Origin of the sequence: Primorskyibacter sp. S87 (assembly GCF_049801055.1) — a bacterium.
In the GTDB taxonomy this organism is placed as follows: domain Bacteria; phylum Pseudomonadota; class Alphaproteobacteria; order Rhodobacterales; family Rhodobacteraceae; genus JBNAGF01.
Genome location: NZ_JBNAGF010000005.1, coordinates 16,062 through 28,104 on the forward strand (window position 1 = coordinate 16,062; position 12,043 = coordinate 28,104).

General features: G+C 57.6%; 9 protein-coding genes. 8 read left to right on the forward strand and 1 reads right to left on the reverse strand.

Annotated elements, in window-relative coordinates; genetic code table 11:
- The first annotated feature begins 34 nt into the window (after nucleotides 1-34).
- Both rpoC and ACP15U_RS10030 read left to right on the forward strand, forming a co-directional pair.
- Nucleotides 35-4,279, forward strand: a complete 4,245-nt coding sequence (gene rpoC, locus ACP15U_RS10025) for a DNA-directed RNA polymerase subunit beta' (RefSeq protein WP_425045014.1) — start codon at nucleotides 35-37, stop codon at nucleotides 4,277-4,279.
- A 195-nt stretch (nucleotides 4,280-4,474) separates the two neighbouring features.
- Nucleotides 4,475-5,383 carry a DMT family transporter gene (locus ACP15U_RS10030; RefSeq protein ID WP_425045015.1) on the forward strand — a complete coding sequence of 303 codons (909 nt, stop codon included), beginning with the start codon at nucleotides 4,475-4,477 and terminating at the stop codon, nucleotides 5,381-5,383.
- On the opposite strand, the gene ACP15U_RS10035 is transcribed toward ACP15U_RS10030, so the two are convergent.
- Nucleotides 5,375-6,184 carry a putative rhamnosyl transferase gene (locus ACP15U_RS10035; protein WP_425045016.1) on the reverse strand — a complete coding sequence of 270 codons (810 nt, stop codon included), beginning with the start codon at nucleotides 6,182-6,184 and terminating at the stop codon, nucleotides 5,375-5,377. The two genes, ACP15U_RS10030 and ACP15U_RS10035, sit on opposite strands and share 9 nt — an antisense overlap.
- Before the next feature lie 399 nt (nucleotides 6,185-6,583).
- On the opposite strand from ACP15U_RS10035, the gene rpsL reads away from it, so the two are divergent.
- From rpsL to rpsJ, 6 genes are all read left to right on the forward strand, one after another.
- Complete coding sequence (rpsL, locus tag ACP15U_RS10040) at nucleotides 6,584-6,955, forward strand: 30S ribosomal protein S12 (RefSeq protein WP_005621086.1); 372 nt, start codon at nucleotides 6,584-6,586, stop codon at nucleotides 6,953-6,955.
- 15 nt (nucleotides 6,956-6,970) lie between these two features.
- The gene (gene rpsG, locus ACP15U_RS10045) at nucleotides 6,971-7,441 is read left to right on the forward strand and encodes a 30S ribosomal protein S7 (protein WP_425045017.1); all 471 of its coding nucleotides are present in this window, start codon (nucleotides 6,971-6,973) and stop codon (nucleotides 7,439-7,441) included.
- A 21-nt stretch (nucleotides 7,442-7,462) separates the two neighbouring features.
- Nucleotides 7,463-9,580, forward strand: a complete 2,118-nt coding sequence (gene fusA / locus ACP15U_RS10050) for an elongation factor G (protein WP_425045018.1) — start codon at nucleotides 7,463-7,465, stop codon at nucleotides 9,578-9,580.
- Nucleotides 9,581-9,641: 61 nt separating this feature from the next.
- Nucleotides 9,642-10,817 (forward strand): elongation factor Tu, encoded by a 1,176-nt coding sequence (tuf, locus tag ACP15U_RS10055; RefSeq protein ID WP_425045001.1) that lies wholly within the window; start codon nucleotides 9,642-9,644, stop codon nucleotides 10,815-10,817.
- A gap of 311 nt (nucleotides 10,818-11,128) precedes the next feature.
- Entirely contained in the window at nucleotides 11,129-11,542 is a 414-nt protein-coding gene (locus tag ACP15U_RS10060; RefSeq protein ID WP_425045019.1) for a hypothetical protein, read from the forward strand.
- Nucleotides 11,543-11,716: 174 nt separating this feature from the next.
- Nucleotides 11,717-12,031 (forward strand): 30S ribosomal protein S10, encoded by a 315-nt coding sequence (gene rpsJ, locus ACP15U_RS10065; RefSeq protein WP_008756422.1) that lies wholly within the window; start codon nucleotides 11,717-11,719, stop codon nucleotides 12,029-12,031.
- Nucleotides 12,032-12,043 lie beyond the last annotated feature (12 nt).

Here is a 12,043-nt window from a genome sequence, read left to right on the forward strand (position 1 = left end):
TCCCCAACCGACCGCCCGAATTTGAGGTATCAAAATGAACCAGGAACTGACGAATAACCCGTTCAACCCGCTGACCCCGCAAAAGGTCTTTGACGAAATCAAGGTCTCGCTGGCGTCGCCCGAGCGGATCCTGTCTTGGTCCTATGGTGAGATCAAGAAGCCCGAAACCATCAACTACCGTACGTTCAAGCCCGAGCGTGACGGCCTGTTCTGTGCACGCATTTTTGGCCCGATCAAGGACTACGAATGCCTGTGCGGTAAATACAAGCGCATGAAGTATCGCGGCGTTGTTTGCGAAAAATGCGGTGTTGAAGTTACCCTCCAGAAAGTGCGCCGCGAGCGTATGGGCCACATCGAACTGGCCGCTCCTGTTGCACATATCTGGTTCCTGAAATCGCTGCCGTCCCGCATCGGCCTGATGCTGGACATGACCCTGCGTGATCTGGAACGGGTTCTCTACTTTGAAAACTATGTCGTCATCGAGCCCGGTCTGACCGATCTGACCTATGGCCAGATGCTGACCGAAGAAGAGTTCATGGACGCACAGGACGCCTATGGCATGGACGCCTTCACCGCCAATATCGGCGCCGAGGCAATCCGCGAGATGTTGGCCGCGATCGACCTCGAATCCGAGGCGGAACAGCTGCGGGCCGACCTGAAGGAAGCCACCGGTGAACTGAAGCCCAAGAAGATCATCAAGCGCCTGAAGGTGGTTGAATCCTTTCTCGAGTCGGGCAACCGCCCGGAGTGGATGATTCTCACCGTGATTCCAGTCATTCCGCCGGAACTGCGCCCACTGGTGCCGCTGGATGGTGGCCGTTTCGCGACTTCGGATCTGAACGACCTGTATCGCCGGGTCATCAATCGGAACAATCGCCTCAAGCGCCTGATTGAACTGCGTGCACCTGACATCATCGTCCGTAACGAAAAGCGGATGCTGCAGGAATCCGTTGACGCTCTGTTCGACAACGGCCGACGTGGCCGCGTGATCACCGGCGCCAACAAGCGTCCGCTGAAATCGCTCTCGGACATGCTGAAAGGCAAACAGGGCCGGTTCCGCCAGAACCTTCTGGGTAAGCGCGTCGACTTTTCGGGCCGTTCGGTCATCGTGACCGGACCGGAACTCAAGCTGCATCAGTGTGGCTTGCCCAAGAAGATGGCGCTCGAACTGTTCAAGCCGTTCATCTATTCGCGGCTGGAGGCCAAGGGCCTGTCCAGCACCGTGAAACAGGCGAAGAAACTGGTGGAAAAGGAACGTCCCGAAGTTTGGGATATTCTTGACGAAGTGATCCGCGAGCACCCGGTTCTTCTGAACCGCGCGCCCACGCTGCACCGGCTGGGGATTCAGGCTTTCGAACCCACTCTGATCGAAGGCAAGGCAATCCAGCTGCACCCGCTGGTTTGCTCGGCTTTCAACGCCGACTTCGACGGTGACCAGATGGCTGTGCACGTTCCGCTTTCGCTGGAAGCCCAGCTGGAAGCGCGTGTTCTGATGATGTCGACAAACAACGTTCTGTCGCCAGCAAACGGTTCGCCGATCATCGTTCCGTCGCAGGATATGATTTTGGGCCTCTACTACCTCACGCTGGAACGCGAAGGCATGGTCGGCGAAGGCAAGATCTTTGGCTCGATCGAAGAAGTGCAGCATGCGCTGGATGCAGGCGAAGTGCATCTTCACTCGAAGATCACCGCCCGGATCACCCAGATCGACGAGAACGGACTGGAAGTTCAGAAGCGGTTCGAAACAACTCCGGGCCGTGTGCGTCTGGGCGCGTTGCTGCCGATGAATAACAAGGCACCGTTCGAACTGGTCAACCGTTTGTTGCGGAAAAAAGAAGTCCAGCAGGTCATCGACACCGTCTATCGCTATTGCGGTCAGAAGGAGTCGGTCATCTTCTGTGACCAGATCATGGGTATGGGTTTCCGCGAAGCGTTCCGCGCCGGGATTTCCTTCGGCAAGGATGACATGGTTATCCCCAACGACAAGTGGGGCATCGTCGACGAAACTCGCGGTCAGGTGAAAGACTTTGAACAGCAGTACATGGACGGCCTGATCACTCAGGGCGAAAAGTACAACAAGGTCGTTGATGCATGGTCGAAGTGTAACGATCGTGTCACCGAAGCGATGATGAGCACCATCTCGTCGTCCGATCGTGACGACTCTGGCGCCGAACAGGAGCCGAACTCGGTCTACATGATGGCCCACTCCGGTGCGCGTGGCTCGGTGACTCAGATGAAACAGCTGGGCGGGATGCGTGGCCTGATGGCGAAGCCGAATGGCGACATCATCGAGACCCCGATCATCTCGAACTTCAAGGAAGGTCTGACCGTTCTTGAATACTTCAACTCCACCCACGGCGCCCGTAAGGGTCTGTCGGATACCGCTCTGAAAACGGCGAACTCGGGTTATCTGACCCGCCGTCTGGTTGATGTGGCGCAGGACTGCATCGTGCGTATGAACGACTGCGGAACCGATCGCGCCATCACTGCCGAGGCAGCCGTCAACGACGGTGAAGTTGTGGCTTCGCTGGCCGAGCGTGTTCTAGGCCGTGTTGCGGCCGAGGATATCTATAAGCCAGGTACCGACGAGATTGTGGTGGCCAACGGCCAGTTGATCGACGAACGCATGGCTGATGCGATCGAAGAAGCGGCGGTTCAGTCCACCCGCATTCGCTCGCCGCTGACCTGTGAAGCCGAGGATGGCGTTTGTGCCATGTGCTATGGCCGCGACCTTGCGCGTGGTACCATGGTCAACCAGGGCGAGGCTGTCGGCATCATTGCAGCGCAGTCGATTGGTGAACCCGGAACTCAGCTGACCATGCGGACCTTCCACATTGGCGGCGTCGCTCAGGGTGGTCAGCAGTCATTCCAGGAAGCCGGTCAGGAAGGCAAGATCAGCTTCGAAAACGCCAACACTCTTGAGAACGCAGCTGGCGAGACCATGGTGATGGGCCGGAACATGAAGCTGCTGATCCTCAACGAGCAGGGCGAGGAACGCGCCAGCTTCAAGCTGGGCTACGGTTCCAAACTCTTCGTCAAAGAAGGTCAGGATGTAGCGCGCGGCGACAAGCTGTTCGAATGGGATCCATATACCCTTCCGATCATCGCCGAGAAGTCGGGAACTGCCAAATACGTCGATCTGGTTTCTGGCGTCGCAGTCCGTGACGAGACTGACGATGCAACCGGTATGACCCAGAAGATCGTCATCGACTGGCGCGCTGCGCCCAAGGGCAACGATCTCAAGCCAGAGATCATCCTTGTTGGCGAAGACGGTGAACCGGTGCGCAATGATGCCGGCAACCCGGTGCACTATCCGATGTCCGTGGATGCGATCCTGTCTTGCGAAGACGGCGAAAAGATCAAAGCCGGCGACGTTGTTGCGCGTATTCCGCGCGAAGGCGCCAAGACCAAGGACATCACCGGTGGTCTGCCGCGTGTGGCCGAACTGTTCGAAGCACGTCGCCCCAAGGATCACGCAATCATTGCCGAAGCCGATGGTTACGTACGCTTTGGTCGCGACTACAAGAACAAGCGCCGCATCTCGATCGAGCCTTCGGATGAGTCGCTGGAGCCCGTCGAGTACATGGTGCCCAAGGGCAAGCACATCCCGGTGCAGGAAGGCGACTTCGTGCAAAAGGGTGACTATATCATGGACGGCAACCCCGCGCCTCACGACATCCTGTCGATCATGGGTGTCGAGGCTTTGGCAGACTACATGATTGACGAAGTGCAGGACGTTTATCGCCTGCAAGGTGTGAAGATCAACGACAAGCACATCGAAGTCATCGTCCGCCAGATGCTGCAAAAGTGGGAAATCCACGACAGTGGAGATACCACGCTGCTCAAGGGTGAGCATGTCGACAAGCAGGAATTTGATCAGGCCAACGAGAAGGCGCTTTCGAAAGGCGGTCGTCCGGCTCAGGGCGAACCGATCCTGCTCGGCATCACCAAGGCCTCGTTGCAAACTCGCTCGTTCATCTCGGCAGCATCGTTCCAGGAAACCACCCGCGTGCTCACCGAAGCATCGGTGCAGGGCAAGAAGGACAAGCTGGTTGGTCTCAAGGAGAACGTCATTGTCGGTCGCCTTATCCCGGCCGGCACCGGTGGCGCGACCCAGCAGGTCCGGGCTCTTGCCCAGAAGCGCGACAACGTCGTGATCGAAGCCCGCCGCGAGGAAGCCGAAGCCGCCGCGGCACTGGCCGCCCCGGTCATGGATGGCGACATCATCGGCGACGAGGAATTCGAAAACCTCGTCGACATTCCGGAAAGCCGCGACTGAACGGCTTACAAGTGACGATCAAAAGCCCCGCAGGTTCTGCGGGGCTTTTCTTTTTGGGTCCATGCCTTGCCAAGCGGGTTTTGTCTGTCCAAGACTTGCCGAGCCCGATCAATTTCACTGAAAGTCTCGCGTGGCACACTTACGAAAAATGTCCATTCGGGGATATCTCATACCCCAAACAGGATGGAGAAGAGAATGAGCCGCTCGACCAACGGTCAGATGGCCGGGCCGGGCAGCGGGCTGTCTCCGAATTTGCGTGGTGCGCTTCTGATGATGGGCAGCATGGCGGCCTTCACCATCAATGATGCGTGCGTGAAACTAGTGGGGCAGGAGGTTCCGCTGTTTCAGCTGATCGTGATCAGGGGAGCTCTGACCACGACCTGGGTGTTTCTTCTGGCGCGATATATGGGCGCGCTGCGCGTGTCATTTGATCGCGGTGATTGGGGGCTGATTGGGCTGCGGTGCTTGTCCGAGGTTGGGGCGACCTACTTCTTTCTTACAGCCCTGATGCACATGCCGTTGGCCAATGTGACTGCGGTTCTTCAGGTGTTGCCACTGACCGTAACGCTGGGCGCAGCCTTGTTTTTCGGCGAAAAGGTCGGATGGCGTCGGTTGCTTGCAATTGGGTTTGGATTCTGCGGGATGTTGCTGATTGTCCGACCCGGTCCCGAGGGGTTCAGTCTTTATTCGGGATATGCGCTCGGCGCGGTTTGCTGTGTAACCTTTCGGGACCTGATCACCCGCAGAATGGGGCCGCACGTTCCCTCGATGACCGTAACGCTTGCCACTGCTGTATCCGTGACCCTTGCGTCCGGACTTGCGTCGACAACCGTCGAATGGGTGCCGATGTCCCCGCGATTGGGGCTTTTGATATTGGCGGCCTCCGGATTTGTACTGCTGGGATACCTTCTGAGCGTTGCGGTTATGCGCGTGGGGGAAGTTTCATTTATTGCACCCTTCCGCTACACCAGCCTTGTATGGGCGCTGCTTCTGGGCTGGCTGATCTTCAGCGACTGGCCAGACCCTGTCACCATGACGGGTGCCGCGATCGTCGTCGCCACCGGCATGTTTACCCTGTTCCGGGAGCGTCAGATCTCAGGCTGAAGCAAAAACCTGACGCACCTTCGACGCCTCGATCGCGAATCGGGCCGAAAACTCGCCTTCCAACTCTGGTGTTGCAGGGGTCATTTCGACGGGTTTGACCGCGCCTTGGCGGGAATCGTTGAACCCATTGTGGCTGCGCACCCACATCGGTGAATCACTGAACGTGACGGTCGGCATGAACCTATGAACCTTGTGGTGAGCAAAGTTCATGACCGACAGCTTGCAATTTCCCCGAATGGCTATTCCAAGCGCAGCCGTGAAGTAGGGTCGCACAACCTCTTCCGATGCTTGGATTCCTCCGGCGTCGAACCGCGCATTGAAGCCACGGTTGAAATCTATGGCGACGGTTCCCGACTGTTCCAATAATGGGGCACAGTCGCGGGCGACCTGTCGCAACCGTTCGACGAAATCGACGGAGATTGCATCATCGTCATCAAAACGAAACTGCAGGCAGGGCCGAGCGATGTCATGTCGAGCCTCATTCAGCAACTCTTTCATAACTGGCCGGTGCTCGTCGGGAGGGCGGGAAAGGATTTGGATCTGCGGGAAGTCAGATACAAGATCACCCAGCCGTTGAAGGTAGGAGGCCGGCAAGTCGTTGCCCACAAGAAGAAGCATCGTGAAATCGGGGTCGGTCTGATGACGCAGGCAAGGCAGAGCCACAGCCTCAAACAGCCGAAACCTTTCTTCCATGCGGGCCGGTTGATAGAGATAGGCTGAGCGCTCCCCTGAGGTCGCGTGTTGCACCTGGAACCCGCCGATTGCCGGGTAGGAGAACCGGCAGAGCCCGATAACCTGCATGAAACCGTCCGATTGCTGACCTGTCTGACGACTATGGCGTTTGGTACCGCGGCCGACAAGAACCGGGTGATCGGATTGCCCGGAGCGCGGCAATCATGTACCGGTGAAAAGGCACGGTTTACACCCACCACCCGACAGGCTGTTGACAGTTCCGGCGACTCCCCCTATACGCGCCCGTATCTCGGCAACCGGAGGTCGCTCCGACAGTCGATTTCAGAAGAATAGTGGTCAAGATCCAGGGCAATTTTGCAGCCCCGATCCTCTGCTAATCCACCGCGTCGTCTCACCTCGGAATGGGAGCGATTGCGGTTTTTGCGCTTGCGGAAGCATTGCGCTGAAGATTGAACCGCACGCTCCGGCGTGCAGAGACATGAGTTGCGAAACGGGGAAAGAACCGGAATGCCAACGATTCAACAGCTGATCCGCAAGCCGCGGCAGCCGAAAGTCAAACGTTCGAAGTCCATGCACCTGGAGCAGTGCCCGCAGAAGCGCGGCGTTTGCACCCGCGTGTATACCACCACACCGAAGAAGCCGAACTCGGCCATGCGGAAGGTTGCCAAGGTGCGCCTGACCAACGGGTTCGAAGTGATTTCGTACATCCCGGGTGAAAGCCACAACCTGCAGGAGCACTCGGTGGTTCTGATCCGTGGCGGTCGTGTAAAAGACCTTCCCGGTGTGCGTTACCACATCCTGCGCGGTGTTCTGGATACCCAGGGCGTCAAAGACCGTAAGCAGCGTCGTTCGAAGTACGGCGCGAAGCGTCCCAAGTAAGAAGGAGAGGCTGAGATGTCCCGTCGTCACGCCGCCGAAAAACGCGAAGTCCTGCCTGACGCCAAGTATGGCGACAAGGTTCTGACCAAATTCATGAACAACCTGATGATCGATGGTAAGAAATCGGTCGCGGAAACGATCGTCTACAACGCGCTCGATCGCGTTGAGAACAAGGTCAAGCGGGCTCCCGTGGAAGTGTTCCACGAAGCTCTCGACAACATCAAACCGAGCGTCGAGGTTCGCTCGCGCCGTGTTGGTGGTGCAACCTATCAGGTTCCTGTCGAGGTGCGTCCTGAGCGCCGCGAAGCTCTGGCCATTCGCTGGCTGATCACCGCCTCGCGCGGCCGCAACGAAAATACCATGGAAGAGCGCCTTGCAGGCGAACTGCTGGACGCTGTTCAGTCCCGTGGCACCGCGGTCAAGAAACGCGAAGACACCCACAAGATGGCAGAGGCCAACAAGGCCTTCTCGCACTATCGCTGGTAAACCCCTTAGAGGCTTAGACCAATGGCACGCGAATATACGCTCGAACATTACCGTAACTTCGGTATCATGGCGCATATCGATGCAGGTAAGACCACCTGCTCGGAGCGCATCCTGTATTATACCGGCAAATCCCACAACATCGGTGAGGTGCACGATGGTGCAGCCACCATGGACTGGATGGAGCAGGAACAGGAACGCGGTATCACCATCACTTCGGCTGCGACCACCACCTTCTGGGAGCGCACCGAGGACGGCCAGACCGCCGAAACCCCCAAGCACCGCCTGAACATCATCGACACCCCCGGCCACGTTGACTTCACCATCGAAGTCGAGCGTTCGCTGGCCGTGCTCGACGGTGCCGTCTGCGTTCTGGACGCAAACGCCGGTGTTGAACCCCAGACCGAAACCGTGTGGCGTCAGGCTGACCGCTACAAGGTTCCGCGCATGGTGTTCGTCAACAAGATGGACAAGATCGGCGCCGACTTCTTCAACTGCGTTGCAATGATCGAAGACCGCACCGGTGCTCGCGCCGTTCCGGTCGGCATTCCGATCGGCGCCGAGACGGAACTCGAAGGCCTGGTTGACCTGGTCACCATGGAAGAGTGGCTGTGGCAGGGCGAAGATCTGGGTGCGTCCTGGATCAAGGCTCCGATCCGCGACAGCCTCAAGGACATGGCTGACGAATGGCGCGGCAAGATGGTCGAAGCGGCCGTCGAGCAAGACGACGACGCCATGATGGAATACCTGGAAGGCAACGAGCCCGACGTCGAAACCCTGCGCAAACTGCTGCGCAAGGGCACGCTGGCGCTGGACTTCGTTCCGGTCCTGGGTGGTTCGGCCTTCAAGAACAAAGGTGTTCAGCCGCTGCTCAATGCCGTGATCGACTATCTGCCCAGCCCGCTGGACGTCGTGGATTACATGGGCTTTGCGCCGGGCGACGAGGCCGAAGAGCGAAACATCGCTCGCCGTGCAGACGACGACATGCCGTTTGCAGGTCTGGCGTTCAAGATCATGAACGACCCCTTTGTCGGCTCGCTGACCTTTACCCGGATCTATTCGGGCACCATGAACAAAGGCGACTCGATCCTGAACTCGACCAAAGGCAAGAAAGAGCGCATCGGTCGTATGATGATGATGCACTCGAACAACCGGGAAGAGATCGAAGAAGCGTTTGCAGGTGACATCATCGCGCTGGCGGGTCTGAAAGACACCACCACCGGTGACACCCTTTGCGATGCTAAGGAGCCGGTGGTTCTGGAAACCATGACCTTCCCGGATCCGGTGATCGAGATTGCCGTGGAGCCCAAAACCAAGGGTGACCAGGAGAAAATGTCCCAGGGTCTGGCCCGTCTGGCCGCCGAAGACCCGTCCTTCCGCGTGGAGACCGACATGGAGTCGGGTCAGACCATCATGAAGGGCATGGGCGAACTTCACCTGGACATCCTGGTGGATCGTCTGAAGCGCGAGTTCAAGGTCGAGGCCAACATCGGTGCCCCGCAGGTTGCCTATCGCGAGACCATCTCGAAAGAGGTCGAACACTCCTACACCCACAAGAAGCAGTCGGGTGGTTCGGGTCAGTTCGCCGAGGTCAAGATGATCATCACGCCGACTGAAGCCGGTGAAGGCTATTCGTTCGAGAGCCGCATCGTTGGTGGTGCTGTTCCCAAGGAATACATCCCCGGTGTCGAAAAAGGCATCAAGTCCGTCATGGATAGCGGCCCGCTGGCCGGCTTCCCCGTGATCGACTTCAAAGTCGCTCTGATCGACGGTAAGTTCCATGACGTGGACTCCAGCGTTCTGGCCTTTGAAATTGCTGCCCGTATGGGCATGCGCGAAGGCATGAAGAAGGCCGGTGCCAAGCTGCTCGAGCCGATCATGAAAGTCGAAGTGATCACACCGGAAGAATACACCGGCGGGATCATCGGCGATCTGACCTCGCGTCGTGGTCAGGTGTCGGGCCAGGAGCCGCGCGGCAATGCCATCGCAATCAACGCGTTCGTGCCGTTGGCGAACATGTTCGGCTACATCAACACCCTGCGTTCGATGTCGTCGGGCCGTGCCCAGTTCACCATGCAGTTCGACCATTACGATCCGGTTCCGCAGAACATTTCGGACGAGATCCAGGCGAAATACGCCTAATCAACAATAAATCCGGGGAGCGCGAAACTCGCGCTCCTCCTGATCGACAAAGGAGGCCATCATGGCAAAGGAAAAGTTTGAGCGTACAAAACCGCACGTCAACATTGGCACGATTGGCCACGTTGACCACGGCAAGACGACGCTGACCGCGGCAATCACCAAGTATTTTGGCGACTTCAAGGCGTATGACCAGATTGACGGTGCGCCGGAAGAGAAGGCGCGCGGCATCACCATCTCGACGGCGCATGTTGAGTATGAGACCGACAACCGCCACTATGCGCATGTCGACTGCCCCGGCCACGCCGACTACGTCAAGAACATGATCACCGGTGCTGCCCAGATGGACGGCGCGATTCTGGTTGTGAACGCCGCTGACGGCCCGATGCCGCAGACCCGCGAGCACATCCTGCTGGGCCGCCAGGTTGGCATCCCGAAGATGGTTGTGTTCCTGAACAAAGTTGACCAGGTTGACGACGAAGAGCTTCTGGAACTGGTTGAGATGGAAGTTCGCGAACTGCTGTCCAGCTACGACTACCCCGGCGACGATATCCCGATCATCGCGGGTTCGGCTCTGGCGGCGATGGAAGGCAACAACCCGGAGATCGGCGAAGAGAAGATCAAGGAACTGATGGCGGCTGTTGATGACTACATCGACACCCCTGAGCGTGCTGTTGACCAGCCGTTCCTGATGCCGATCGAAGACGTGTTCTCGATCTCGGGCCGCGGCACCGTTGTGACCGGTCGTGTCGAGCGTGGCGTGATCAATGTTGGCGACGAGATTGAAATCGTTGGCATCCGCGACACCACCAAGACCACCTGCACCGGCGTGGAAATGTTCCGCAAGCTGCTGGACCGCGGCGAAGCGGGCGACAACATCGGCGCGCTGCTGCGTGGCGTTGACCGTGACGGTGTTGAGCGTGGTCAGGTTCTGTGTAAGCCGGGTTCGGTTACACCGCACACCAAGTTCGAAGCCGAAGCCTATATCCTGACCAAGGAAGAGGGCGGCCGTCACACCCCGTTCTTCGCGAACTACCGTCCACAGTTCTACTTCCGGACCACGGACGTGACCGGCACCGTGACCCTGGCCGAAGGCACCGAGATGGTTATGCCGGGCGACAACGTGTCGTTTGGCGTTGAGCTGATCGCGCCGATCGCCATGGAAAACGGCCTGCGCTTCGCCATCCGCGAAGGTGGCCGCACCGTCGGCGCTGGCGTGGTGTCGAAAATCGTCGAGTAAGGCGCGCTAGCGCGCCCGGTTGCGGCAGGCGATCTTCCAAAGGAAAATCTGCCGAGAGCAACACGGTGAGACAATTGGAAAGGCCGTCCCACACGGGGCGGCCTTTTCCTTATCACTTACACTGGTGGCATTTTCTTTTGAGTTGAGAGATGCTGAAATTTACGTTTGACACAAACTGTTTGATCGACGTGGAGTTGAGCCGAGACGGTAGCCGTTCAATATTGGCAATAATTGCCGTTCATAGAAAACGGCGTTGTGACGCAGCTTTTTGTCGCCGTTAGTGCCTCGGAAAACAAGAGGGTGCCTCCTACTTGAAATCGTATCAAGATTTTGAGGATAGGCTGGCCAAATCAGGCTTCAGCGATATACCGCACATCTTGGGTATGGCGTACTTGGGCATTAGCTATTTTGATCGTGCGTTGATAGAAGGTGACAATATGGTTGAAAGTGAGCGACAGTTTCACGAGGCATTGTTTGCAAACATTGATTTCAATTCATCGAAGTATGTTGCAAGTGTGTCTCCATGTTCCGATGACGAACTGAACAAATATCGCAAGAAATGGCGCAACGCTTGGTGTGATGGGCAAATGATCCGGGCGCATGAACACCACAAGCGAGATGTATTCGTTACCAGTGACAAAATCTTCGAGAAAAAGCTCACAGGGAAGTCGGGGTTTGAGCACCTAAAGATATGCTCGCCGGACGAGGCAGCCGCTATGCTCTGAATAACGTGTAAGCGTGTAATTCCCACTTGCCAAACCCCACCAACCCCACTAATACGCGCGAGTTCTCATCAAGAACGTCTGGGCGGGGTGATTCCCGCCTTTTGGGTTCGAAGAGGGTTGGCGATGCGCGTCTGTCCTCCTCTCAACCTCAACGCCTGACAAAAGGCTGTTACTATGCAAAGCCAAAATATCCGTATTCGGCTCAAGGCATTTGACTATCGTGTGCTGGATGCGTCCACGCAAGAAATCGTCAACACTGCCAAGCGCACTGGTGCCAATGTCCGTGGCCCGATCCCGCTGCCGAACAAGATCGAGAAGTTCACCGTTCTGCGTGGACCTCACGTTGACAAGAAATCCCGCGACCAGTTCGAGATCCGTACGCACAAGCGTCTGCTCGACATCGTTGATCCGACCCCCCAGACCGTGGACGCGCTGATGAAGCTCGACCTCGCCGCTGGCGTGGACGTCGAGATCAAGCTGCAGTCGTAAGATCGGAGGGTA

What these genes read in the sequence shown, in the direction of transcription:
- rpoC (WP_425045014.1), top strand. Translation starts at nt 35, where the DNA reads ATGAACCAGGAACTGACGAATAACCCGTTCAACCCGCTGACCCCGCAA.
- ACP15U_RS10030 (WP_425045015.1), top strand. Translation starts at nt 4,475, where the DNA reads ATGAGCCGCTCGACCAACGGTCAGATGGCCGGGCCGGGCAGCGGGCTG.
- ACP15U_RS10035 (WP_425045016.1), bottom strand. Translation starts at nt 6,184, where the DNA reads ATGCAGGTTATCGGGCTCTGCCGGTTCTCCTACCCGGCAATCGGCGGG.
- rpsL (WP_005621086.1), top strand. Translation starts at nt 6,584, where the DNA reads ATGCCAACGATTCAACAGCTGATCCGCAAGCCGCGGCAGCCGAAAGTC.
- rpsG (WP_425045017.1), top strand. Translation starts at nt 6,971, where the DNA reads ATGTCCCGTCGTCACGCCGCCGAAAAACGCGAAGTCCTGCCTGACGCC.
- fusA (WP_425045018.1), top strand. Translation starts at nt 7,463, where the DNA reads ATGGCACGCGAATATACGCTCGAACATTACCGTAACTTCGGTATCATG.
- tuf (WP_425045001.1), top strand. Translation starts at nt 9,642, where the DNA reads ATGGCAAAGGAAAAGTTTGAGCGTACAAAACCGCACGTCAACATTGGC.
- rpsJ (WP_008756422.1), top strand. Translation starts at nt 11,717, where the DNA reads ATGCAAAGCCAAAATATCCGTATTCGGCTCAAGGCATTTGACTATCGT.